We start from the raw sequence: 24,591 nt of genomic DNA, 5'->3' as shown, positions 1-24,591 counted from the left end.
GCGCCCGCTCCCGTTCTCGGGCGTAGTCGCGCGGCGGGCGGGCGTCGACTCAGACGGTATGGATGACCTGTTCGGCCCAGATGGTCTTGCCTGCGCGCGTATGGCGAGTGCCCCACCGCTCGGTGAGCTGAGCGACCAGGAGCAGGCCGCGGCCGCCCTCGTCGCTCAGCCGGGCCCTGCGCAGGTGAGGGCTGGTACTGCTGCTGTCGGAGACCTCGCAGGTGAGTGTCCGGCCCTTGATCAGTCGCAGCCGGATCGGGCTGGTGCCGTAGCGGATGGCGTTCGTGACCAACTCGCTGACAACGAGTTCTGTAACGAACGAGGCCTCCTCGAGCCCCCACTCGGTGAGACGGTCGCAGGTGCGTTTGCGTGCCTCGGACACGATCGCAGGATCACTGGGCAGGTCCCAGGAAGCCAGGCTCTCCGGGCGGAGGGTCCGTGTTCGGATCAGCAACAGGGCGACGTCATCGCCGTCAGCCGCGCGGTGTTGGCTGTCCAGGACCGTGTCGCAGAGTGCTTCGAGTGAGAGTTCTGGCCGGGCGAGTGCCTGGCACAGCCTGCGGTTGCCTTCGTCGAGGTCGTGATGGCGACTTTCGATGAGGCCGTCGGTGAAGAGAGCCAGGAGGCTTCCTTCGGGCACCGTGAACTCTGCCGTTTCGAAGGGCAGGCTCCCTAGCCCGAGGGGAGGGCCGGCGGGCAGGTCGACGACACGGGCCGTTCCGTCCGATCCCACCAGGATCGGGGCCGGGTGGCCGGCGCGGGCCAACGAGCAGGTGCCGGAGACGGGGTCGTAGACGGCGTAAAGGCAGGTGGCGCCGATGTCTCCCGGGATCTCCGACGCAGAGGCGTCGTCGGCGTCATCGATGTCCTGCGGGGGCCCGGAATGGGTCACGATGTCGTCGAGGTGGGTGAGGAGCTCGTCGGGCGCCAGATCGATGTCGGCGAGGGTGCGGACCGCTGTACGCAGGCGGCCCATGGTGGCGGAGGCGCTGATGCCGTGGCCTACGACGTCACCGACGACGAGACCGACTCGCGCGCCGGGAAGGGGAATCACGTCGAACCAGTCGCCGCCCACCCCGGCACTGCCGCCCGCAGGAACATAACGGGACGCTGTCTCGACAGCAGGATGGATCATCGGTCCCCGGGGCAGCAAGGACCGCTGGAGCGCCAGCGCGATGCCGCGCTCATGGGTGTACCGACGGGCGTTGTCCAGGCAGACACCGACCCTGGCCACCAAATCCTCGATGACGGTCAGGTCATCGGCGCTGAACGGGTCGAGGGAGGCCGAGTTTCTGAGGAAAAGGGTGGCCCCGAGAATCACGCCACGCGCCCGGATGGGCACCGCGAGCACGGAGTGCGTTCCGAAGGCGCGGACATACGCCGCATGGACGGCGTCCTCGGCAAGCCACCTAACGATCTCGGGATCCTTGGCATCGTCCAGCACCGGACGGCCGTTCGCCTGGCAGCGGGCGACCGGGGACGACTGCGGATGAGTGTGGATCGCGCCGATGCCGAGCACCGCGTCGGGCGGGAGCGGACGAGTGCCCCCCTGTGCCGCCCGTCGCAGCGAAACAGGTCCCGTGTGGGGATCGGGGGCGGGCAGCGCACCGCGGAAGACGTCGTCCAGTAGATCAACGCTGACGAAGTCGGCGAAGCGGGACACCGTGACGGTCACGTCGACGAGCTCTTGGGCGGTGCCCGTCACCTCCAGGCTCGCGCCGATGCGGGTCCTGGCCTCGCTGAGCAGGGCCATGCGCTCGCGGCTGTGGTGCTGTTCGGAGTAGTCGTTGCCCACCAGGCCCACCGCGTGCACCCGGCCGTGCCCGTCCTTGAGAGGGAAGACGTCCACAGCCCAGGCGTGTGCTCTGGGTTCACGCGGGAATGCGTCGAAGACCTCGGTGTATTCCGGCTCCCCGGTCCCAGCGACCCGGAGGATCCGTCGCTCCGCCTCCTCGAACCCGGCACCTCGGAGAAACTCGGTGGGACGCCGACCGCGGACCTCGCTCTGGACGAAGCCGACCGCCCGCCGGGTGGCCTCGTTCGCCCACAGCAACCGCGCCTCAAGATCGTAGATCGAGAGTGAGGGAGACTGCTGCTCCAGCATCCACCACATGAGGTCCTGCAGCTTCCCCGTCCCTGGTGACGGAACGGTCGTTACGAGGAAGTGCTGCTGATGTGTGTTGTCGAGCAACGGTCTGAGGTGGGCCCTCGTATCGAGCAGGCTGCCGTCGCGATGCCGGAACGTCGTACCGTCGGTGGAGAAGAGATCGTCCAAGGGACGGCCGATGATCTCCGCAGGGGTGTACCCCAGTAGTTCCTGGGCCTCGCGGCTCCAGTAGGCCACAGTGTCACCGTTCGTCACAGCCAGGGTGACGGATTCGTCGACGTGGGCTTCGTCCGGCTGATGCCTGCGTCGGTCGGGTGGCCCGCCGGTGCGATGCATGGCGTACCTGGCCCTTCTGCGTCGTGCCGAGGCACTGTCCACGATCGTCCCAAAAGCAGCCGAGCACAAGACGAGACGGGCGCCAGACGGCTGCCAGCCGGTGTGGTTCAGCCCTGCGGTCCTACTCCGCGCAACAACGTGTCGATGATCAGCGCGGCCAGTGTGTCCGCGTTTTGTCGGACGCGGTCCGGGTCCTGGCCCGCGTCGCTCCCGTGCAGGGCCTCGTCGACGAGGGCGTAGTAGATCCGCCGCGCCCATATGAGGTCCGCCTTCGGGTCGATGAGCCCCTCGCGCTGCGCCCGGACAAGGAACTCGAGGGCACCGTCGTTGATCTCGGACCAGATCACCGCCGTGAGGGGGGTGTCGGCGAGGGGGTGACCGAGGGTGAACCGCCAGACGCTCTTGATCCGCAATATGTTCGCCGTGACGCGGTGCAGTGCCACGGGCGGTGGGGCGGTGTCCAGGTGGGCGTCCTCGATGGCCTCCATGAGCTGGTGCTTCGCCGAGGCGGCAAGCGCTTCGATGAGTGCCTGGCGGCTGGTGAACCGCCGGTGCACGGTCGTTCTGGCCACGCCCGCTGCCTCGGCGATCTGTTCCATGGAGGCGCCCGGGTCTTCGGCGAGCACCCGCTCGGCAGCCTCCAGAATCGCCCGCACACTGCGCTCGGCATCGGCCCGCAGCGGTCTCCCCATGGCTTCTCCACTTCCGTTGTCCACTCGTGACGCACCGAAGACCATACGCCTGACATGCGATGTTCGGTTAATTTGCATCTATTTTGTTGCGCAGCTTTGTAGTATTGCAACGATTTTGATGTTGATAGCCATGTAACTGATACAGTAATGTTGCAAGTAGAGTCCTACTCTAGTGACTCGGTTCCCTGACTGGCAGTTGCTCAGTTCGCGGGACGGAGTCCTCGGGTCCTGTCGTATGTGCCGGATGGCGACCCCGGCTGAAATGAGCCCTCGGGTGAACCGGAGGAGTGACACGGTGGAGATCGAGCTGCGGATCAACGGATCCGCTCAACGGCTGGACGTCGCGCCGCAGGTGAGCCTGCTCGACGCGTTGCGCGAGTACCTGGGCCTGACCGGCACCAAGAAAGGCTGCGACCAAGGTGCGTGCGGTGCCTGCACGGTGCTGGTCGACGGCCGGCGGATCAACGCCTGCCTGGCGCTGGCGGTGCAGTACCAGGGCCGTGAGATCACGACCATCGAAGGCGTCGACCACCCGTTGCAGGCGGCGTTCGTGCGTACCGACGGATTCCAGTGCGGCTACTGCACGCCGGGGCAGATCTGCTCGGCGATCGGGATGCTCGCCGAGCACAAGGAGGGCGCGCCCAGCGCGGCGACCGAGCACCTTGCCGACAGTGGCGGGGAGTTGGACGAGGCGGAGATCCGGGAGCGGATGAGCGGCAACCTGTGCCGCTGCGGCGCCTACAACGGCATCGTCTCGGCGATCAAGGAGGTCGCGAAGTGAAGTCGTTCTCCTACGTCAGCGCGCCGGACACGGCCACGGCGCTGCGCACGATCGCGGACAACACTGACGTGAAGTTCCTGGCGGGCGGGACGAACCTCGTCGACCTCATGCGGGAGGGCATCGAACAGCCGTCGACGGTCGTGGACATCACCCGCCTGCCGCTGGACGGGATCGAGGAACTCCCGGACGGGGGGATCCGCGTTGGGGCGCTGGTGAGCAACAGCGCGCTCGCGGCCCACCCCCTCGTCAGGACCCGCTACCCGGTCCTGGCGCAGGCGATCCTGCTGGGGGCCTCGGCCCAGTTGCGGAACATGGCGACCGTGGGAGGCAATCTCCTGCAGCGCACCCGCTGCGTGTACTTCTACGACGAGGCCTCCGCCTGCAACAAGCGTGTGCCCGGCAGTGGTTGTGACGCGATCGGCGGGTTCTCCCGGGGCAGTGCGGTGCTGGGGGCGAGCGAGCACTGCATCGCCACGCATCCCTCGGACATGGCCGTGGCGCTGGTGATGCTCGACGCCCTCGTCGAGGTGGAGAGCGTGCGCGGTATCCGGCGTATCCCGGTCGCCGACTTCCACCGCGAGCCGGGCAACACCCCGCACATCGAGACGGTGTTGGCCGCCGACGAGCTGATCACGGCCGTCGAGCTGCCGCCGGTGCCGGTCGCGGCCACCTCGCGCTACCGCAAGGTCCGCGACCGCGCGTCGTACGCCTTCGCCCTGGTCTCCGTCGCCGCCGCACTGGCCGTCGAGGACGGGGTGGTCACCGAGGTGCGGCTCGCGCTGGGCGGCGTCGGCACCAGACCCTGGCGGGCCCGCATCGCGGAAGAGCTGCTGCTCGGCGCCGAGGCCACCGACGAGATCTTCGCCCACGCCGCCGCCGCCGAACTCGCCCCCGCCCTGTCCCAGTCCGACAACGCCTTCAAGATCGAGCTGGCCCAGCGGACGGTCGTGGCCGTGCTGCGGAGACTCAACGCCGAGCGGAGCGCATCGTGACCACACACACCAGGACAGACTCCGAGCCCGGCGCGGACACTTCCGTACCCGTCGGGAGCGCGGTCGGCCGACCGGTGGACCGCCGGGACGGCCACGCGAAGGTGACCGGGGCGGTGCGGTTCTCCGCCGAGCATCACTACCCGAACCTCACGTTCGCGACGCTGGTGCACGCCACTGTCGCCCGAGGCACGATCACCGGCATCGACACGGCCGCAGCGGCCGCGGTGCCCGGCGTCGTGGCGGTCCTCACCCACCTCAACGCGCCGAGAATCAAACCACCCCGCAAACCCAACATCGTGCGTGACCTGGGACCCGACGTCTCGGGAACCGACGTCGACTACCTCAACACCGATCAGGTCTTCTGGGACGGCCAGCCGATCGCCGTCGTGGTCGCGGAAACCTCGGCCGCGGCGAACGAGGCCGCGTCGCTCGTCGAAGTGACCTACGACCTGCTGCCCGCACGGGTGGACTTCGCCGCCGAGCAGAGGAACGCCACCCCGGCGAAGGGCGACCTCACCTTCTCCGGCCTGGCGAAGAAGGGTGACGCCGAGGCGGCACTGGCCGCCGCGGAGGTTTCGGTCGACCTGCGCTACACCACCCCCGGCCTGCAGCACAACGCGATCGAGCCGCACGCGACGGTCGCCGTCTGGGACGGTGACCACCTCACCGTGCACGACACCACCCAGGCCATCAACCAGACCGGCCACTACCTGGCCTGGCGGTTCGGTGTGCCGGCGTCCCACGTCCGTGTCCGTGCCGAGTTCCTGGGAGGCGGCTTCGGGGGTAAGTTCGCCGTCTGGCCCGGCACGGTCATCGCGGCGATGGCGGCCAAGGCCGTCGGGCGGCCCGTGCGCCTGGCGCTGAGTCGCACGGCCGTCAGCCGCGCCACCGGTGGGCGTACCGCCTCGACCAATCGGATCGCACTCGGCGCCACCCGCGACGGCCGGCTCACCTCACTGATCCAGGACAGCATCACCCGCACCGGCTCGGCCGGAGGCCTGCTCGAGGCGACCAGCTCGCCGGCCCGGCACCTCTACGGCGCCGAGAACATGCTGACCCGGCAGAACCTCGTCGCGATGGATCTGATGCCCAACACCTGGCTGCGCGCCCCCGGCGAGGCGATCGGCAGCTTCGTACTGGAATCGGCGCTGGACGAACTCGCCTACGAGCTGTCCATGGACCCGATCGCCCTGCGGCTGCGCAACGAGCCCGCAAAGGATCCGACGGGTGGCAAGAAGTTCTCCCAGCGGATGCAGCGGGAAGCCTTCGAGGCCGGCGCCGAACGCTTCGGCTGGGCGGACCGTAACCCCGAACCCCGCTCCATGCGGGACGGCGAGTGGCTCGTCGGGATGGGCGCGGCCACCGCTTTCCACCCGGTCCTGCGCCTGGTCGCCGACGTCAAGGTACGGCTGAGCGACGACGGCAGCGCGCTCGTGCAGTGCGGTTTCCACGAGATGGGCATGGGCGCCGCGACCGTGCAGGCGCAGATCGCCGCGGACGCGCTCGGCATCGCATACGAGAAGGTCCGGGTCGAGTACGGCGATTCGGCCCTGCCGTCCGGCCCGATGGCCGGCAACTCCAACCAGACGGCGACGGTGGCCACCAGCGTCCTCGCCGCGTGCGCCGAGCTGACCCGGAAGGTGACCGCGCTGGCCCGGCGTACGGGCACGACCGGTCAGGAGCCGGCGGCTGCCCTGCGCGCCGCGCGGCGCCCGTTCATCGAGGCTTCGGTCGGCTCGGACACCCGGTTGGGTGCGCTGGGCAGTCAGGGCCGCTTCCTGTCCACTTTCCTGAAGGACCAGCGCTGGTCGAAGGCCGCCCGCGGCGCGCAGTTCTGTGAGGTGCGGGTGAACGCCGACACCGGCGAACTGCGGATCTCGCGCTGGCTCGGCATGTTCGACGTGGGCCGCGTCATCAACCCCAAGACCGCGGCCAGCCAGCTTCGTGGGGCTGTGGTCATGGGCATCGGCATGGCGCTGTCGGAGCAGACCCTCATCGATCCCCGCAACGGACGCACCATGAGCGCCGGGCTCGACTCCTACTACCTGCCGGTGCACGCCGACATCCCTCCGATCGACGTCGACTGGCTCGACGAACCCGACAAGACGATGCCCCTGGGAATCATCGGGCTGGGCGAGGTCGGCATGACCGGCGTGGCGGCCGCGATCGCGAACGCCGTCTATCACGCGACCGGCAAGCGGATCAGGGACCTGCCGATCACGCTGGACAAACTGCTCTGAGACAACGGCAGTTGCGGGCCGTCGCCGCGCACGGTCCTTCAGGGTGCCGCAGGGGCGACGACGGCCTGATCTGCTTACGACGGACACGACAAGAAAGTAACTCCCATGCTGGACATCGCAGACGAGCTGAACCGGTGGCTGGAGGAAGGGCGGGACTTCGCCGTGGCCACGGTCGTGGCCGTCAGCGGCAGCGCACCACGCGGGCCGGGCGCCGCGCTCGCCGTCGACGCCGGTGGAGCGGCCATCGGCTCGGTGTCCGGCGGCTGTGTGGAAGGCGCGGTCTACGACCTGTGCACCCAGGCGCTGGCCGATGGTGAGGCGGTGCGTGAGCGGTTCGGCTACAGCGACGAGGACGCCTTCGCCGTCGGCCTGACCTGCGGCGGTGTCCTCGACATCCTGGTCACGCCTGTAGCCGCCGACGCGCCCGGCAGGAAGACGTTCCAGACGGCGCTCTCGGCCGCCGCCCGGGGCGAGGCGGTGGCACTCGCCCGCGTGGTCCAGGGCCCCTCAGAACTCCTGGGGCGGGTGCTGGCGGTCCGTCCCGACGGGTCCTACGAAGGTGATCTCGGCGGGCATCCCGCCCTGGACCGCGCCGTCGCCGGCGAAACCCGCTCCCTGCTGAACACCGGCCGCACGGGCACCTTCGACATCGCGCAGGACGGCTCCCACTGCGAGCCGGACCTGACGCTGTTCGTCGAGTCGAGCGTGCCGCCGCCCCGCATGATCGTCTTCGGCGCCATCGACTTCGCCGCCGCCCTGGTGCGCATGGGCAAGTTCCTCGGCTACCACGTAACGGTGTGCGACGCCCGACCCGTGTTCGCCACCCGGGCGCGCTTTCCCGAGGCCGACGACGTCGTGGTCGACTGGCCGCACCGCTACCTGCGCCGCACCGGGACCGACGACCGCACAGTGGTCTGCGTGCTCACCCACGACGCCAAGTTCGACGTCCCCCTGCTGGAATCGGCCCTGCGGCTGCCGGCCGCCTACGTCGGTGCCATGGGCTCACGCCGCACCCATGAAGACCGCGACCGAAGACTCCGCGAGACAAGTCTGACCGAAGCCGAACTGGCCCGCCTGCACTCACCCATCGGCCTCGATCTCGGCGCCCGTACGCCCGAGGAGACGGCCTTGTCCATCGCGGCCGAGATCGTCGCTGCCCGGCAGGGCGGAACAGGTCTGTCGCTCAGCGGCTCGCACACACCGATCCACCATGACATCGAGGCGCGGGGGACCGGGGCGCGAGCGGCCGCGTGACGAGGGCTGACCGCTACTTCCGCACGATGATCCAGCAGTGCTTCAGCCTGCAACTGTCAGAGGCTTTCAAAAGGACACAGCCTCACGACCCCGGCATCCGGTGTGCGGGCACAGGCGACGACGGAGGCGGTGACGGAAAGTGCGGCTGGGCCGGATAGGAGCTGCCGTCCGCATGGGACCGATGACGCGGACGATCGCGACAACACGCCGTCGAAGGACGGTCATCCGGCCGATGTTCCCGGTGACTCCCCGCGCATAGCGTGACGGTATCCCTTGTGCATCCACCAACCCTCTGCCGGAGCCCGCCGCTCAAGATGCAGGAGTACATGACATGACCGTCCTCGACGGACATCGCACCCGCGTCGCGGTGGTGACAGGCGCGGCGGGGGGTCTCGGCGCCGCCATCGCGCGTCGTCTGGTGGCCGACGGGTTTGCTGTCGCCGCGCTGGACGTGGCCGGCATCGACGACGCGGGCGAGACCACCGGTGTACGGAGCTGGCGGTGCGACGTCAGTGACCCAACGGCGACGCGTCGTACGGTCGAGGAACTCAGCGAGGCGTACGGCGGAGTCGACGTCCTCGTCAACAACGCCGGTCTGCTCTCCGGCCGCGCGAGCTTGCTGGAGACCACACCGGCGGAGCTGCACCGCTTCTTCGACGTCAACGCAGTCGGACCACTGCTCATGGTGCAGGCGTGCGTGCCCTGGCTGCGAGAGAGTACGTATCGCGGGCGAGTGATCAACGTGGCCTCGCGCACCTTTTTCACGGGGGCGCCGGGCCAGATCGCCTACGTCGCGAGCAAGGGCGCGCTCATCGGAATGACCCGGGTGATGGCGCGAGAACTGGGTGAGCACCGCATCACCGTCAACGCGGTGGCTCCGGCGCAGGTCGCCACCCCCGGTACCACGGCTCACACGGGCGACGAGCTCTTCGCGGAAACCATGCGCCGCCAGGCGATCCAGGAGTTCGTCACACCGGAGCACTTCGCCGGGCTGGTGTCCTATCTGGCCTCGCCGGATGCCGCTCTGGTCACCGGACAGACCTTTGTCTACGACGGTGGCGGGCTGATGCACTGATTTCTGTTGTCCTTCAGCGAAGGGGAGCCCACGGCCTGTTGCAGGGCGCCGCGTCGGGCACCTGGGAAATTCCAGTCTTGCTGTCAGAGCCCTTGTCCCCAGACGGCGTTCAACAGAGCGATCGTGTCCATCGTCTCGGCGACGTCGTGTACCCGGATGACATCGACGCCCGCGCACCAGGCGGGAGCGATGGTGGCCAGCGAACCCGCCAGACGGTCGTCGACCCGCCGGCCGGTCACGTTGCCGAGGAAGGACTTCCGGCTGACACCGAGGAGGACGGGGACGCCCAGTGAGCAGAGGGCTGGGAGCTGTCGGAGGAGTTCCAGGTTGTCGGCGGTCCTCTTGCCGAATCCGATCCCGGGGTCGATCCACGTCTCGCGCACGCCCTTCTCCTCGGCCGCGTGCGCCAGCGTCCGGAGGTAGGAGGCGATGTCAGCGTGGACGTTGTCGTAGACAGGGCTTGCTCCCGGGCGGACGGGCACGGTGTGGGCATGCATACCGACGTAGCCGACCCCGAGGCGGCCGGCGAGTCCGTACAGAGTGCCGGAGACGTCGTTGATGATCGACGCGCCCGCTCGTACCGCTGCCTCGGCCACCTCGGGATGCCGGGTGTCCACCGAGACACGCCCCGCGTCCGACAAGCGGGTCACCACCGGTATGACCCGGTCGCATTCCTCCGCAGGTGAGACGGGTACGGCACCCGGCCGTGTCGACTCTCCGCCGACATCGACTGTCCAGGCCCCCTGCTCGAACATGCGTCGGCCGACCGAGATGGCGCGCTCCGCCGTGTCGAACCTGCTGCCCGACCAGAACGAGTCGGGGGTCGCGTTGACTATGCCCATCACGCGCATCGGCCCTACATCGGGCCGGGCGACAGCCGAGTGGACGAGAGCTGCGGGGTGTTCGTTCATGAAGGGTCCCATCGCGCGGGAGGCCGCGAACGCGTCTGTGCGGGGTGCAGGAGACGCGCCGCCGGTGGTGACGTCGGCGCCGGCGGCGCGCCGTTCGTGTGGGCGCTACCTCTTCTGTTCCTGGGGATGCGCGCCGAGGGCTTCCACGGTCACGTCCATCCACTTCCACAGGGGCAGTGAGGTCAGCGCGTCATGCAGGGCGGCGGGGTCCTCGGCCTCGTACAGGCCGATGGTGGCGTTACGGCCGGGGACCCGCCACAGTCGCTTGAGGACGCCCGCCTGGCGCAGCTCCATGGCACGCTCCCGTTCGGCCTTGCGGAGCTGCTCGCGGGTGTCGTCCGGTGTGTCGGGCGGCAGGAGGTTCTCCGTGCGGACCAGGAATTCCATGGTGTCCCTCCTCAGGGCGCGGATATGGCGAGCAACAGCCCGGCAAGCTCTTCGGGTGCGGTGACCATCGCCTCGTGGCCGGTGGCGATGTGGTGGACGGGCCAGCCGAGGGCCGCGGCCTTTTCCGCGTGGGGCTGGAAGACCCGCATCCAGTCGGTGCACTCGACGTACGTGGCGGGCACCGACTCGCCGGCGCCTGTGAGTCGCAGCGGCTCGGTGTAGCCGAGCCAGGGGTGCGGGGTCAGGCGCGGAGTCAGCCAGTCCAGGTCCGACTGATCCGTCACGCCGAGCACGGTCAACGAGCGCACGGGGATGAGCCAGCCGAAGCCGGGGCCGGCGACCGATTCCCGGTAGTGTCCGGCCACCGTCTCCGGCAGCAGGTCGATCGCGGCGTCCCCGTCCTGGCCCACGAAGGCGTCCAGGTACACCCGCCTGGCCAGCCGGTGCGGGAGGCGGTCGGCGACCCCCGTGACCACCTGGCCGGCGTAGCTGTGGCCCACCAGCACCACGTCGTCCAGGTCGTACGCCTCGATCAGCGCCACCACGTCCTGGACGTGGGTCGACAGCCCCACGGCTGGGCCTGCCAGGTGGGCGCGGTCGCTCACCCCGGTGAGGGTCGGCGCGTGGACGTCGTGGCCGGCCTCGCGGAGTGCCCGGGTCACCCGCTGCCAGGCCCAGCCGCCGTGCCAGGCACCGTGAACCAGTACGAACGTACTCACTTCGCCCCCAGGTCTTCGAACAACGCGAGCGCGGCGGCCGTGTTGGAGGCGGGTACGTGGTAGGTCTCGTGGACCCGGGCGATGTTCTCGCTCAGTGCCCCGCGCATGATGAGCCACATGATCAGCTCGATGCCCTCGGTGCCCGCCTCGCGGACGTACTCTTCGCGGGTGAGCGCCGCGAGCTTCTCGGGCTCACTCTCGATCGCCTGCAGGAACATGCGGTCGAACTCTTCGTTGATGAGCCCGGCGCGAGCACCGGCCAGCTGGTGCGACATGCCGCCCGTGCCGAACACGGCCACCTTGACGTCCTGCGGGAACGAACGGATCGCCCGCCCGAGAGCCTGCCCCAGCGCGTAGCAGCGGGCCGCCGTGGGCTGCGGGTACTGGATCACGTTCACCAGTACGGGCACGACCGCGCAGGGCCACGCCTCACCAGGGTCGGGGCAGTACACGGACAGCGGAACGGTGAGGCCGTGGTCGACGTTCAGCCGGTGGAAGGTGGCGATGTCGAACGACTCGTCCATGAGCTCGGTCACGAGGTGCTCGCTCAGCTCCGGAGCGCCCACCACGGGTGGTACCGGCCTGCGTCCCCAGCCCTCGTCGGCCACGTCGTAGGACTCGGCGGTACCGATTCCGAAGGCGGGTATCAGGTCCAGATCGACCGCGTTGGCATGGTCGTTGTACACGATCACCGCGATGTCGGGCCGGTGTTCGGCCATCCACTCCCGCGCGGGTCCATAGCCGTCGAACAACGGCCTCCAGTACGGCTCCTGCGTCTTGCCGTGGTCCATCGCGGCGCCGATCGACGGGACGTGCGACGTCGCCAGACCCCAGATCACCTCAGCCAAACTTCCGCCCTCCGGACACCATGGCCGCGGTGAACTCCTCGGCCGACATTCCCGTGAACACTCCGCCGAGGTACTGCATGGACTTCTTGTCCAGCACGGCGAGCTTGAACGTGTAGAAGATGGACGCGCCCAGGTCCAGCATCGCGGTCCAGTCGCGTTCCAGAATCGCCTTCCTCTGCTCCGCGTTGAGCTTGTAGGCGTCGCAGTAGGCCGCCTCGTCCTCGCTGAACAGCCGCCGGTTCGCCTCGTCCGCCAGCGACCCGCACATCCGGTTGATCGCGTAGCCGCGCCTGCTCGCCGACAGGTCGAGCAGGTAGTTGTCCCGCGCCTGCGTCATCGTCGTACCCTCTCGGGAGTTGTGCCGGGCCGATGCGCCGCCTCGCGCTGCCGTGCCGCCCGGACGGTCTGGGCGAGCAGGGTGGCGATGGTCATGGGGCCGACGCCGCCCGGCACGGGAGTGATGTACGACGCCCGCTCGGCGGCCGCCTCGTACTCCACGTCCCCGCTGTCGTCCGCGTAGCCGGCGTCGACGACAACGGCACCGGGTTTGATCCACTCGCCGCGGATCAGGCCCGGCCGGCCTACGGCCGCGACGACTACGTCCGCTTCGGCGACGCGTTCGGCGAGGCCGACCGTGCGGGAGTGGCAGTAGGTGACGGTGGCGTCCTGGGTCAGCAGCAGCATGCCCACGGGCCTGCCGAGGATCGCGCTGCGGCCGACGACCACCGCGTGCTTCCCCAAGAGCGGGATGTCGTACGCGTCGAGCAGCGCCATGATGCCGCCCGGGGTGGCGGACTTGAACCCGCCCTCCCCGAACGCCGTGGTGGCGAACGACGTCCGGGTGACGCCGTCGACGTCCTTACCCGGGTCGATGGCCTCGAACGCGGCCCGCTCGTCGATGTGGTCCGACACCGGATGCTGGAGGAGAATTCCGTCGACCTCCGGGTCCTCGGACAGTTCACGGATCTGCTTCACCAGCGTCTCCGTGGTGATCCCGGCGTCCAGTTCGATGCGTCGGGACTGTATGCCGACCTTGGCCGAGCGGTTGGCCTTCATACGGACATAGGTGTGGGACGCGGGGTCGTCGCCCACCAGAACGGTTGCCAGGACGGGAACGCGCCCGTGCTCGCCGACGAACTCGGACACCTCCCGTCGTACCCGCTCCAGGAGAGCTGCCGACACGGCCCGGCCGTCGAGAATCTGTGCAGTCACTAGATCTCCCAGAACTCCTAGAACACGACGGTGGTGTTGCCGTCCCGGATGACGCGGTCCTCGCAGTGCCAGCCGACGGCGCGGGACAGCACGAGCCGCTCGACGTCGGCGCCCTGGCGCTGTAGTTCGCCTGCGGACTCCCGGTGCGAGACACGGACCACGTCCTGCTCGATGATCGGTCCCTCGTCGAGGTCCTCGGTCACGTAGTGCGCTGTCGCGCCGACCAGCTTCACGCCCCGTTCCTTGGCCCGTTGATAGGGCCCCGCCCCCATGAACGCGGGCAGGAAGGAGTGGTGGATGTTGATGACCGGGGCGTCGAGGTCCGCGAGGAAGTCACCGGAGAGGATCTGCATGTAGCGGGCCAGGACGACCAGGTCCACGTTGCCCTTCAGGAGGTTGAGCTTCTCCTTCTCGGCGGCGGTCTTGTCGTCCTTCGCCACGGGTACGTGGAAGAAGGGGATACCGAACTGCCGGACCTCGTCGCCGAGATCGGGGTGGTTGGAGATCACCATCGGCACGTCCATCTGGAGTTCACCGCGGCGTTGGCGCCACAGCAGGTCGAGCAGACAGTGGTCGGTCTTCGACACCAGGAGGGCCACGCGTTTACGGCGTCGCGCCTCCACCAGCCTGAAATCCAGGCCCAGTTGCTCGCCCAGCCTCGTCCGCAGGGCTTCGTCGAGCTCGTCCAGCCGTCCTGACAGGCCAGGCAGCCGGAACTCCGTGCGCTGGAAGAAACGCCCGCCCACGGGGTCACTCGACGACTGGTCGAGTGAGACGATGTTGGCCCCGTACTCGGTGAGCGCTCCCGAGACACTGGCGACGATGCCGGGCCGGTCGGCGCCCTGGACGATCAGGCGGCCGTAGTCGGGGTCGTGGATCTGCTCGGTCATGACCAATCGTCCCTTTCGGAGGTCTGAGCGGAGACGGCCGAGAGGAGTCGCTGTCGCCAGAGTTCGGTCTGCCTGAGTTCGTTGAAGGTGAAGATGTGCAGCCCGCGGATGTTGCCGTCGCTCTGCGACACGGCGGCTCCCAGTTTCTTCGCCAGCTTCGTCGGGTTGTAGCCGCCCGGCAGGAGGAACCGCCACAGCAGGCTCTGCTGCTTCTGCAGGAACCGCGCCGACTGGCCGAGTCCGATGCCGGCCGAGATCCGCATCAGCTTCTGCCGGTTCACCGGGCCGGGCATTCCGACGTATACGGGGAGGCCGACTCCCGTCCCCGCCACTCCCGCTGCCCAGTTCGCGGTCGTCGTGGCGTCGAAGCAGATCTGGGTGAGTATCCGGGAGGCCAGTGGCGCCTTCTGCTGCAGAGCCAGTTCCAGGGCTTCCTGCGGGATGGCGGGGTGGCCCTCGGGATAACCGCCGATGCCGACCGTTCCAAAGGGGTGACCCATCTCCTCCATGGCCCGGAGCAGCCCGAACGCGTCCGGGAAGGCGCCCGCCGGCTTCGGCGCGTCGCCGCCGACCACGAACACCGACTCGATCTGCGACTCCTTGAGACGGGCCATGACGTCGGCGACGTGCTCCTTGTCCACGAACTGACGTGCCGGCAAGTGGGGCGACACGGCATAGCCGTGCCGCTTCAGCCGTTCCGTGAGGTCCAGCGTCGCGTCGATCCCTTTTGCCTCGGTCACCGTGACCGTCAGCGGGACCTCGGTCGGCACACTGTGAAGCACGTCCCGTTCGGTGTTCTTGAACGGCATCACCTCGTAGCTGATGTTGCGCACCAGGTCGACGAGATGAGTGCGCCTGCGCCGGGAGACGGCGTCTTCCCGCTGTGTGGTCATGGTCTTGTGTCGTTCCTTCCTACGGGCGTGGGAGATGTCTCGTCCGGCTCAAGTCACTGCGGGCGCAGGCGAGTCGGTAGCACGTGGTGACCGTGGGCTTCCCGGGCACGTGTTGGGCGGGCGACCGTTGTCCGGGACTTCGCCCGGTGGTGGCGATTCACGGTCGGTTGCCGAGAGTCGTTCCCGGACTCGCGGAAACCGGGAGGAGGCAGGGACAGAGGCCTGGACGGATGAGGGATGGGCCCCCGCGATCGGACCACTGCCAAAGCCCTGTGCTTGCGTGGCGGGAACCGGTAGTACCGCCTCCACCAGTAGAGCGAATCAACGACCGGGTTTCGTCGGGCATCCCGACCGATTAGGGCGCGACAAATGACCGGGATGTCGGTGGCGAACCCGCCGCTACCCCGGCACCCCCGGCCGGAGGCACCTCATGAGCACCTCGGCTTTGGCCTGAAGCTCGGCGTACTCCGCCGATGGTTCGGAACCCCAGGTGATCCCGCCGCCGGTTCCGTAGGTCGCGACACCGGTGTCCCGGTCGATCAGCACGGTGCGGATGGCGACACTGAACCGGGCGCGGAACGGCGCGCCTGCGGGCGCGACCATTCCGACCGCACCGCAGTAGAGCCCCCGTGGCCCGTCCTCGAGATCGCGGATGATCTCCATAGTGCGCTGCTTGGGGGCACCGGTCACCGAGCCGCACGGGAAAAGCGCGCGGAACACGTCGGCGAGACCGGCGTCAGGCCGTAGGCCGGCCGTGACGTCGGACGTGAGCTGGTGCACGGTCTCGTACTGCTCGGCCCGGCACAGGGACGGGACCCGCACACTGCCTGTCGTGGCGATCCGTGCGAGGTCGTTGCGCACCAGATCCACGATCATGATGTTCTCGGCGCGTTCCTTGGCGCTGGCCCGCAGTTCGGCGACGATCCGTGCGTCCTCGGCCGGCGTGTCACCACGTGGTGCCGTTCCCTTCATGGGCCGCATGTGCACCAGCTCGTCCCTGATCTCGAAGAACAGTTCCGGGCTGGCGCTGGCGACGACGAAGCGGCCCAGGTCGAGGTAGGCGTTGTACGACCCCTTCTGCCCGAGGGCGAGATCGGCGTAGAACGCGGGCAGTTCGCCCTTCGCCTCGCCCGACATCCGGGTGGTCAGATTGCACTGGTAGGTCTCTCCGGCGGCGATGTGCCGCCGGACGGCCTCGACACGCTCACGATGGGTTTCAGGGCCCCATTCGGTGGCCCAGCCCCCGACGTCGTAACTGCCGGGCTCGGGGCACCTCACGACCCGCACGACGCTGGGCTCCTGACAGACGCCGAACCATACGAGGGGTAGTCCGTCCAGCGGTTGATGGGTGGTCAGCTTCGGATCCAGCCCGGAAGCTGCCTCGTAGGAGACGAAGCCGAACGCCCACCACCCGTTCGTCGTCGCCCGCTCCAGTTCGGCGAGGACCGGGGCGACCTGCTCGGGCCGCGTCGCCACCATGGTGTTGGCGACGCGAGGAAACTCCCAGGCCGTACCGGACCGCAGGTCGTCGAACCGTGCTGCAATGGTGCGTGGTGTCATGGAGTCATCGGCTTTCCTGCCTCGGGGGCGGGCAGGGTGCCGGAGGAGAGCGGCGTTTCCGAGCAACACAGGGCTGACCGGCCGTCATGGAGTGATGTGCGCCGAGGATCGTTCGGTGGGCGCATGACTTTCCTTCCCGGCCAGGACCGTCTCCGCGGAAGGCTGTTTCGGAGTCCTGAGTCGGTAGGACTGTATGCGCAGGTCATCGGTTGCCGACACGGCTGGATGACGGTTCATGAATGGACCTCTCGACCAGTCGGGCCGGGACGGATGACGTAGGGAAGGAAGCCCCGGTGCGCGGCGTCGGCTGTGCCGGGCCTTCTGATCGGGGCGTGTACGGGCGAGGGATGTACCGCTCCGACGGTGTGTCGGCCGCGACGGCGTAGCCCCCTCGACTTGTTCACATCGACGGTGACCAGATGCCTGGCGGTTGATGGCCCCGCACTCGCGGGGTGCCTCGCGGTCATGTGCAACCCGGCAGGGAGCCGCATCGCCGCAGGGTCGCCGTCCACGCTCCTGCCTACGGCTTTGGTCAGGCGGCGACCCCGAGATCCGATCCGCACCGAGTCTCAAAAGAACGAGACCAGACAACTCAGGTCGTGCTCGCTCGGTGGAAGTCACGACCCGGACTTGCTTTAGATCTCAACTATAGGCATTCTGTCCGCTGTGCGGACGGCCGTCCGTGCAACACGAGCCCCATCTGCGCGCCGAGTACGACTTCGTGCCCCCGCCCGCGGCCCGCACGAGTGAGCGTCCGTGAATCTGGGGCTGGCCACTGCTCGGCTGGTTCGGCGGCGCCCGCCCCTGCGGCAACCGTCATGGGTGCCGACCAGCGGAACCCGCCGCCGGGGTGAGCAGGCCGTTGGCGACCGAGGCGGCTGCGGCCGGTTCGGCGAAGCCGGCGACGAGCGCCATCCGCCGGGAGGGCACGAAGCCCAACTGCTCCAAGTTCGCTACGGCTGGGCATCCATCGGTGCCGGCCCGTCTGACTACTGATTTGAGGTCTAGGAACCCATGAATCGCCTTCGTGCACACTGGAAGCGCTGGCTGATCGCGGGAGTGGCGGTGGCCGCCCTCCTGGTGGTGGGCGGACCGTACGTCTACATCAACTACGTCAAGGACGAGGCCCCGTCCGCGCTGTCCATAGACAACGGACAGGAGCCCGCTGAGCAAGAGGGGACGCAGCCCACGCGTGAGGGTGTGGAAGGCGCCTGGAAGGTCGGCGCCGGCTCGCAGGCCGGTTACCGCGTCGACGAGGTGCTGTTCGGCCAGAACACAACGGCCGTCGGACGGACCGACAAAGTCACCGGAGGGCTGACGATCAAGGGGGCCGAGGCGACCGAGGGTGCCTTCACTGTCGACCTCACCTCCGTGAAGAGTGACTCGGGGGAGCGAGACGGCCAGTTCCGGGGGCGGATCATGAACACCGCAAAGTTCCCTGAGGCGACGTTCAAGTTGACCCGGCCCATCGACTTCGGCTCCGTGCCCGAGTCCGGCAAGAAGGTATCGGCCAAGGCATCCGGAACCTTCACCATCCACGGAGTGACCAAGGACGTCTCGTTCGAGGTCACCGCCCAGCGTTCCGCGAACTCCTTCCGCGTCCAGGGATCCCTGCCCGTCACCTTCGCCGACTACGGTGTCGAAAGGCCCAACTTCGGCGGCATCACGGTCGAGGAAAAGGGCGCCATCGAGTTTCTGCTCACATTCCACCCCGCGTGACGAAAGGCGTGTCCACCGGACCTTCGGCCCGGCTCCGGTGGACACGCGCGACTCAGTGTGAACGAGCCCGGCGGGGCGACGGCGTCACCATGAGTGGCCCCCATGTTTCCGGCTACGTCATATGACGTGGAGGCGACTGCCGAAGAGGGCCGGTCGGCACCCGCCATTCCCCTGATTCGCGCCGCACGGAAGGAAACGAGAATTACGGCCGAAGTAATCGCCGAAGGCGTCGAAGAAGGACGGGCCCACACATGAGCGCGAAGAACCTGCAGCAAGTCCTGGACCAGGCGGCCAACACGGTGGAGCTGCTGCGCAACTCCCAGCTGGGGACCTACATCTATCCCGTGGTGCCGTCGGAGTTCAGCAACTTCCGCCGGGAGGTGACCGCGTGGACCAAGACAGCGGTGCTGTTCGACCAGTCCCACCACATGGCCAACCTGTTCATCTCGGGACCGGATGCCCTGCGGCTGATCTCCGACACCGGAATCAACAGTGTCGCGAACTTCCGGGTCAACTCGGCCAAGCAGTTCGTCCCGGTCTCGCCCGAGGGCGGAGTCATCGGCGACGGCATCCTCTTCCGCGAGGCGGAACACGAGTTCACGTACGTCGGACGTGCCCCGGTCGCCAACTGGCTCTCCTTCCAGGCCGAGCAGGGGTATGACGTCGAACTCCGCATGGACCCGCGGTCCCCGTCGCGGCCGTACGGCAACAAGGTCACCCGCGACCTGTGGCGTTTCCAGATCCAGGGTCCCCGGGCCTGGGAGGTCATCGAGAAGGTCAACGGAGGCCCGGTCGAGCAGCTGCGCTTCTTCCGCATGGACCACATGAATATCGCCGGTGAACGTGTCCGCACGCTGCGCCACGGCATGGCCGGCGCGCCGGGCCTGGAGCTCTGGGGACCGTACGGGACCTACGACAAGGTGCGGGACGCGATCCTGGAAGCGGGTGTCGAGTTCGGGCTGGAGGCGGCTGGAGCCCGCGCCTACTCCTGTAACACTCTCGAGTCCGGCTGGATCCCGTCGCCTCTGCCCGCCATCTACAGCAGTGAGGGCCTGCGCCCGTTCCGCGAGTGGCTCGGCGCTGACAGCTACGAGGCGACCAACGCCCTGGCCGGCAGCTTCGTCTCCGGCAGCATCGACGACTACTACCTCAACCCGTGGGAGCTGGGCTACGGCTCGTTCGTCAAGTTCGACCACGACTTCATCGGACGCGACGCGCTGGAGGCGATCGACCCGGCGGCCCAGCGGCGCAAGGTGACCCTGGCCTGGAACGCAGAGGACGTGGCCAAGCTGCTCGCCTCCCCGGTCGACCCTGTGGGCCCCGGCTACCAGTTCTTCGACCTGCCCAACGCCAACTACGGATCGTCCAACTACGACTCCGTGGTCGATGCCGACGACAACGTGATCGGGCTGTCGATGTTCACCGGCTACAGCGCCAACGAGCGAAAGGCGCTGTCTCTGGCCACCCTCGCGCCGGAGGTTCCGCTGGGAGCCGAGGTCCGCGTCGTCTGGGGTGAGCCGGATGGTGGCAGCCGCAAGTCCGCCGTCCAGCCGCACGAGCAGTTCGCCGTGCGCGCGATCGTCAGTCCCGCTCCCTACTCGGACATGGCACGCGAGAGCTACCAGCCCGGATGGCGCACCGGCGGAGCGAGCTGACGACCGCAACTCGCCCCAGCACCCGATCCCGGCGGCCTCGCACGGCCGACCCGCAGCGGGTGCCTCGGGTCGGCCGGGTCCTGGTTTCGGCCCGGATTCCTGACCACCGGGCCGTCAGCGCGCTCGCGCTGGGATCTGCGACCGCCTGAGGCGGAACGCCGACGGATTGACGGTCCAGCCATGCTTGGCTTGCTTGACCATTTGGAGAGTCGTATGCCGAAAGAGACTGGTACGACAGCAGAGCAAACGCAGGCCGCCCCGGTGAGGACCGGACTGCTCATCAACGGCAGGACAGTGGAGACAGAGGACTGCTTTCCCGTCCACGATCCCGCATCCCCGCACCGGATCGTCGGATACGCCGCAGCCGCAAGCCAGGCACAGGCCCGTGCGGCGGTCGCCGCCGCCGATGCAGCGTTCCCGGCCTGGGCCGCCATCCCGCCCCGGCGTCGGGCGGAGATCATCAGCGAGGCGCTTTCCGCTTTCGATGCCGACGCCGCCGCGCAGACCGCGGCGCTGATGACCAGTGAGAACGGCAAGATCTCCTTCGAAAGCCAGGTGGAGTTGGGAGCCTTCGTGGCCCGCACCCGGGCGGCGCTGGATCTCGTCGACACTCTTGACCGGGTCAAGGACCTTGCCGGCCCGCCGTTGGCCTCGCGGATCCACCGGCTGCCCATGGGGGTGATCACCGTGATCGTGCCGTTCAACTGGCCGATCGCGATCCTCGGCGCGAGCCTGCCGTACGCGCTGCTGGCCGGGAACACCACGGTGGTCAAGCCCCCGCCCACCGTGCCCCTGGCCATGGTGCGGATGCTGGAGATCTTCGCCGCCGGGCTGCCGGCCGGCGTGCTGAACGTGGTGACCGGCACCAACGAGGCGGTCGCCCCGGTGATCAGCGACCCACGAGTCCGCAAGATCGTGTTCACCGGAAGCACCGCGGCAGGCAAGCACATCATGACTGCCGCCGCTCAGAACCTCGCCGCCGTCACTCTGGAGCTCGGCGGCAACGACCCCGCGATCGTGCTGGACGACGCCGAGCTGGACACGGAACACCTGCAGCGTCTGGCTCACGGAACCTTCCTGACGAGCGGGCAGGTGTGCATGGCGATAAAGCGGCTGTACGTGCACCGGTCCCGCTACGAAGAACTCGTCGCCGGGCTCTCCTTCGTACTCGACGCCCACCACGTGGGCCCCGGCTCCGACCCCACCTCGACGATGGGGCCGCTCAACAGCGACGCCCAGTGCCAGACGGTGACCGCCATGCTGGCGGAGGCTGCCGACGCGGGAGCCGAGATCCGTGAACTGGGCTCCCTGGATCGCGCCGCAGCCTACTCCGGCGGCTACTTCATGCGTCCTTCGCTCGTCCTCGATCCCGACCCCGGCCTGCGGATCGTCACCGCGGAACAGTTCGGCCCCGCTCTGCCCATCCTGCCTTTCGACGATGTCGACACCGTCGTCGAACAGGTCAACAACGACTGGTCGGGCCTGTGCTCCTCCGTCTGGAGCGCCGACGCCAGGCGCGCCGACGCCCTCGCGGAGCGGCTGCGCACCGGCACGACGTGGATCAACCACGCCAACGCCGTCGCATGCGACGACAGGGCCCCGTTCGGCGGCTTCCGGCAGAGCGGCATCGGACGCGAGATGGGTCCGGAAGGCCTCCTCTCGTTCACCGAGGCGCACACCGTCACGAGACCGGTCCGTTGAGCCCGCTGCATGCGTCGCCGCCCACCCGAGGTTGCCGTGCCGACTGTTCGTGAGACGACGTACGACCTCCTGCGAGCCTGGGGACTCACCACCGTCTTCGGTAACCCCGGCTCGAACGAGCTTCCCTTCCTCGACGGCTTTCCGCCGGACTTCCGATACGTCCTCGGACTGCACGAGGGCGCGGTCGTCGCCATGGCAGACGGCTACGCTCAGGCCACCGGCCGTCCGGCACTGGTGAACCTGCACTCCGCCGCGGGCCTGGGCAACGCGATGGGCGTCCTGGCGAACGCCCGCGCGTCCCACACCCCACTCGTGCTGACGGCCGGTCAGCAGACGCGGGCCATGGTCGGACTGGGATCCGTGCTCGCCGAGCCGGCCATGACCCGCGTCCCCGAACCCCAGGTCAAGTGGGCGTTCGAACCGGCCCGTGCCCAGGACGTCCCCCGGGCGCTGTCGGAGGCGTTTCACCTCTCCGTCCTCCCGCCCGCCGGCCCGGTGTTCGTCTCCCTGCCCATGGACGACTGGGCCGAGGAGGTTGCCGCCCATGAGGTGGCCCACCTGCCTGGGCGCCGGGTTCGGTGGGCCGGAGCGGCCGGTCCCGAGCTCATCGCCGAGCTCACGGACCGGTTGCGGCAGGCCGCCAGTCCGGCGCTCGTGATCGGGCCGGAGGCGGACGACGAACGCGTGGCCACGCTGGTCGTGGAGCTGGCTGAACAACTGCGCGCGCCGGTGTGGACCGCACCCACACCACCGCGTTGCCCGTTCCCCACCCGCCATCCCCTGTGGCAGGGCGTGCTGCCCCCGGGTATCGCCGGGGTGAGCGAACACCTCCAGGGACACGACCTCGTTCTGGTCGTCGGCGCGCCCGTCTTCCGCTACCACGCCTACCGTCCCGGCCCATGGCTGCCTGAGGGCACCGAACTGATCGCGCTGAGCGGTGATCCGGGGTCCGCCGCCCGCGCGGCGTTCGGGGACGCCGTGGTCTGCGACGTCGCCGAGGTCGTCCGCCAGTTGCTGGAGCGGCTTCCCCCGCCCGCCCGGACCTGGCCCCCGTCCCGGGAACTTCTCTCCGTCCCGCAGTCCGAGGAAGCCCCGTTCACTGCGGACTGGCTCTTCGCCCAGATGGCACTCCGCATGCCGGCGGACGTCCGGCTGGTCAACGAGTCGACCTCGAACACCGCCCAGTTCTGGGCGCATCTCAACCTCGACCGGCCTCGCAGTCTGTTCTTCCCGGCCGCCGGAGCGCTCGGCTTCGGGTTGCCGGCCGCCGTGGGGGTGGCGCTGGCGGACCCGGAACGCCCCGTGGTCGCCGTGCTGGGCGACGGCGCCGTCCAGTACGGAGTGGCCGGACTGTGGACCGCGGCGCAGTGGAACCTGCCGGTCACGTTTCTGGTGCTCCGCAACGGCGGGTACGGAGCGCTGCGCGGGTTCGTCGGACAGCTCGGCATCACCGGTGCCCCGGGCCTGGACCTGCCCGGCCTTGACGCGGTGAGTATCGCGCTCGGATACGGCATACCCGCGCAGCGTCTCACCGAGGCGGAAGAGGTAGCCGCCGCCCTGGCCGCCACGACGGCGGCCTCGGGTCCCAGGCTGCTGGAGATTCCGGTGTGTGCCGAGACCCGACCTCTGGGATGAGCCGACGCAGGATCGCCCACACATCAGCCCGCGAAGACTAGGACAGCCATATGGGCCGTATCGACGGACGAGTCGCCCTGATCACCGGCGGAGAGAGCGGCATCGGGCTCGCGACCGCTCGCCTGCTGGTGGCGCGGGGCGCGTACGTGCACCTCGTGGGCGTGAATCGGGAGGCATTGGACGCGGCGGGCACGGAACTGGGGCCGGCGCAGTGTGCTCTCTCGGTGGCGGATGTGACCTCCTCCGAACAGGTGCGCGCGGCGGTCGGTGACGCCCTGGAGCGCTTCGGGCGACTGGACGTGGTCTTCAGCAACGCGGGCATCGCGGGCGACACGGCGTGCATCGAGGACTACCCCGAGGACGTCTTCCGCCGCGTGCTGGACGTCCACGTCGTAGGAACATTCCTGCTGCTCAAGTACACGCTTCCCCACCTCGGCCCCGGGGGGTCCGTCATCATCAACTCCAGTGTGGTGGGCCTGACCGCCGAACCCGCGATCAGCGGATACGCCACTGCCAAGCACGCCCAGGTCGGCCTCATGAGGGTGGCGGCCCGGGAGGCCGCGGCACGGGGGATCAGAGTCAACACCATTCATCCGGGACCGACCGACACACCGTTCCAGCGCGAGGTGGAAAAGACGGCCACCGGGCTGAGTCCGGAAATGGCTTTCGAGATGTTCAATGCCATGATTCCGCTGGGTCGCCATGCCACTCCTGAGGAAATAGCACGCACCGTTCTTTATTTGGCGAGCGACGACTCCGCATTCACCACAGGTGCAACCCTCGCCGTCGATGGAGGAATGACCATCTGAGCGGTTGGGTAAATCTCTCACATCCTGCATTCGCGTGAGCGGATCCGCTCATCCACGACGACGTCACCGTCCAGGCCATGTGGGACAAACGCGAGCACGCCACGTACATCGTCAGCAACCTGTGCTTCGACGCACGGGTGCTGGGGGAGTGGGTGGGCCGGGTGCGGCGCCGGGA

At 68.6% G+C, this 24,591-nt stretch carries 22 protein-coding genes and 1 pseudogene; 11 read left to right on the top strand and 12 right to left on the bottom strand.

What is annotated here, in order from left to right; all coding sequences use genetic code 11:
* Nucleotides 1–49: 49 nt before the first annotated feature.
* Nucleotides 50–2,443 (bottom strand): ATP-binding SpoIIE family protein phosphatase, encoded by a 2,394-nt coding sequence (locus STRTUCAR8_RS41895; protein WP_006382480.1) that lies wholly within the window; start codon nt 2,441–2,443, stop codon nt 50–52.
* 107 nt (nt 2,444–2,550) lie between these two features.
* A complete protein-coding gene (locus STRTUCAR8_RS41890; RefSeq protein WP_006382482.1) occupies nt 2,551–3,135 on the bottom strand; it encodes a TetR/AcrR family transcriptional regulator in 585 nt (194 codons plus the stop codon).
* Between the two features lie 262 nt (nt 3,136–3,397).
* Here STRTUCAR8_RS41890 and STRTUCAR8_RS41885 point away from each other — a divergent pair, with 262 nt between their 5' ends.
* From STRTUCAR8_RS41885 to STRTUCAR8_RS41865, 5 genes are all read left to right on the top strand, one after another.
* On the top strand, nt 3,398–3,916 hold the full coding sequence (locus STRTUCAR8_RS41885; protein WP_044473806.1) for a (2Fe-2S)-binding protein: 519 nt from the start codon (nt 3,398–3,400) through the stop codon (nt 3,914–3,916).
* Nucleotides 3,913–4,908 (top strand): FAD binding domain-containing protein, encoded by a 996-nt coding sequence (locus STRTUCAR8_RS41880; protein WP_006382465.1) that lies wholly within the window; start codon nt 3,913–3,915, stop codon nt 4,906–4,908. The genes STRTUCAR8_RS41885 and STRTUCAR8_RS41880 overlap by 4 nt, the downstream gene beginning before the upstream one ends.
* Nucleotides 4,905–7,148 (top strand): xanthine dehydrogenase family protein molybdopterin-binding subunit, encoded by a 2,244-nt coding sequence (locus STRTUCAR8_RS41875; RefSeq protein ID WP_006382474.1) that lies wholly within the window; start codon nt 4,905–4,907, stop codon nt 7,146–7,148. Before STRTUCAR8_RS41880 ends, STRTUCAR8_RS41875 begins: the two co-directional genes overlap by 4 nt.
* A gap of 105 nt (nt 7,149–7,253) precedes the next feature.
* Nucleotides 7,254–8,402, top strand: a complete 1,149-nt coding sequence (locus STRTUCAR8_RS41870) for an XdhC family protein (RefSeq protein ID WP_006382479.1) — start codon at nt 7,254–7,256, stop codon at nt 8,400–8,402.
* A gap of 331 nt (nt 8,403–8,733) precedes the next feature.
* Nucleotides 8,734–9,477, top strand: coding sequence for an SDR family NAD(P)-dependent oxidoreductase (locus STRTUCAR8_RS41865; RefSeq protein WP_006382477.1), 744 nt, complete (start codon nt 8,734–8,736; stop codon nt 9,475–9,477).
* A gap of 83 nt (nt 9,478–9,560) precedes the next feature.
* On the opposite strand, the gene folP is transcribed toward STRTUCAR8_RS41865, so the two are convergent.
* The 10 genes from folP to STRTUCAR8_RS55295 all read right to left on the bottom strand — a co-directional run bounded on the left by folP (nt 9,561) and on the right by STRTUCAR8_RS55295 (nt 17,845).
* Nucleotides 9,561–10,388, bottom strand: coding sequence for a dihydropteroate synthase (gene folP, locus STRTUCAR8_RS41860; RefSeq protein WP_199791733.1), 828 nt, complete (start codon nt 10,386–10,388; stop codon nt 9,561–9,563).
* A 105-nt stretch (nt 10,389–10,493) separates the two neighbouring features.
* The gene (locus tag STRTUCAR8_RS41855) at nt 10,494–10,775 is read right to left on the bottom strand and encodes a muconolactone Delta-isomerase family protein (RefSeq protein ID WP_006382488.1); all 282 of its coding nucleotides are present in this window, start codon (nt 10,773–10,775) and stop codon (nt 10,494–10,496) included.
* An 11-nt stretch (nt 10,776–10,786) separates the two neighbouring features.
* A complete protein-coding gene (locus STRTUCAR8_RS41850; RefSeq protein ID WP_006382462.1) occupies nt 10,787–11,494 on the bottom strand; it encodes an alpha/beta fold hydrolase in 708 nt (235 codons plus the stop codon).
* Nucleotides 11,491–12,333 (bottom strand): class III extradiol dioxygenase subunit beta, encoded by an 843-nt coding sequence (locus STRTUCAR8_RS41845; protein WP_006382490.1) that lies wholly within the window; start codon nt 12,331–12,333, stop codon nt 11,491–11,493. The genes STRTUCAR8_RS41850 and STRTUCAR8_RS41845 overlap by 4 nt, the downstream gene beginning before the upstream one ends.
* 1 nt (nt 12,334) lies before the next feature.
* The gene (locus tag STRTUCAR8_RS41840) at nt 12,335–12,679 is read right to left on the bottom strand and encodes a protocatechuate 4,5-dioxygenase subunit alpha (protein ID WP_006382486.1); all 345 of its coding nucleotides are present in this window, start codon (nt 12,677–12,679) and stop codon (nt 12,335–12,337) included.
* On the bottom strand, nt 12,676–13,554 hold the full coding sequence (locus tag STRTUCAR8_RS41835) for a bifunctional 5,10-methylenetetrahydrofolate dehydrogenase/5,10-methenyltetrahydrofolate cyclohydrolase (RefSeq protein WP_006382469.1): 879 nt from the start codon (nt 13,552–13,554) through the stop codon (nt 12,676–12,678). Before STRTUCAR8_RS41835 ends, STRTUCAR8_RS41840 begins: the two co-directional genes overlap by 4 nt.
* Before the next feature lie 17 nt (nt 13,555–13,571).
* Entirely contained in the window at nt 13,572–14,444 is an 873-nt protein-coding gene (gene purU, locus STRTUCAR8_RS41830; RefSeq protein ID WP_006382470.1) for a formyltetrahydrofolate deformylase, read from the bottom strand.
* Nucleotides 14,441–15,337 (bottom strand): methylenetetrahydrofolate reductase, encoded by an 897-nt coding sequence (locus tag STRTUCAR8_RS41825; RefSeq protein ID WP_006382494.1) that lies wholly within the window; start codon nt 15,335–15,337, stop codon nt 14,441–14,443. Before STRTUCAR8_RS41825 ends, purU begins: the two co-directional genes overlap by 4 nt.
* A gap of 399 nt (nt 15,338–15,736) precedes the next feature.
* Nucleotides 15,737–16,897, bottom strand: a complete 1,161-nt coding sequence (pabB, locus tag STRTUCAR8_RS41820; protein WP_006382484.1) for an aminodeoxychorismate synthase component I — start codon at nt 16,895–16,897, stop codon at nt 15,737–15,739.
* Between the two features lie 816 nt (nt 16,898–17,713).
* Nucleotides 17,714–17,845 carry a hypothetical protein gene (locus STRTUCAR8_RS55295; protein ID WP_267889068.1) on the bottom strand — a complete coding sequence of 44 codons (132 nt, stop codon included), beginning with the start codon at nt 17,843–17,845 and terminating at the stop codon, nt 17,714–17,716.
* A 66-nt stretch (nt 17,846–17,911) separates the two neighbouring features.
* Between STRTUCAR8_RS55295 and STRTUCAR8_RS41815 the strand changes: the two genes are divergently transcribed.
* The 6 genes and pseudogenes from STRTUCAR8_RS41815 to STRTUCAR8_RS54885 form a co-directional block, all read left to right on the top strand.
* Nucleotides 17,912–18,616, top strand: coding sequence for a YceI family protein (locus STRTUCAR8_RS41815; RefSeq protein WP_006382483.1), 705 nt, complete (start codon nt 17,912–17,914; stop codon nt 18,614–18,616).
* Nucleotides 18,617–18,867: 251 nt separating this feature from the next.
* The gene (gene ligM, locus STRTUCAR8_RS41810) at nt 18,868–20,271 is read left to right on the top strand and encodes a vanillate/3-O-methylgallate O-demethylase (protein WP_006382471.1); all 1,404 of its coding nucleotides are present in this window, start codon (nt 18,868–18,870) and stop codon (nt 20,269–20,271) included.
* 213 nt (nt 20,272–20,484) lie between these two features.
* Nucleotides 20,485–21,972 (top strand): aldehyde dehydrogenase family protein, encoded by a 1,488-nt coding sequence (locus tag STRTUCAR8_RS41805; protein WP_044473804.1) that lies wholly within the window; start codon nt 20,485–20,487, stop codon nt 21,970–21,972.
* A gap of 36 nt (nt 21,973–22,008) precedes the next feature.
* The gene (mdlC, locus tag STRTUCAR8_RS41800; protein WP_044473803.1) at nt 22,009–23,607 is read left to right on the top strand and encodes a benzoylformate decarboxylase; all 1,599 of its coding nucleotides are present in this window, start codon (nt 22,009–22,011) and stop codon (nt 23,605–23,607) included.
* A gap of 50 nt (nt 23,608–23,657) precedes the next feature.
* Entirely contained in the window at nt 23,658–24,416 is a 759-nt protein-coding gene (locus tag STRTUCAR8_RS41795; protein WP_006382492.1) for an SDR family NAD(P)-dependent oxidoreductase, read from the top strand.
* Between the two features lie 44 nt (nt 24,417–24,460).
* Nucleotides 24,461–24,591, top strand: a pseudogene (locus STRTUCAR8_RS54885) (methylenetetrahydrofolate reductase); the annotation flags it as partial.

Source organism: Streptomyces turgidiscabies Car8 (genome assembly GCF_000331005.1).
GTDB classification, from domain to species: domain Bacteria; phylum Actinomycetota; class Actinomycetes; order Streptomycetales; family Streptomycetaceae; genus Streptomyces; species Streptomyces turgidiscabies.
Note: the sequence above shows the minus strand (reverse complement) of the source record. Positions and strands in the feature narration are given on the sequence as shown.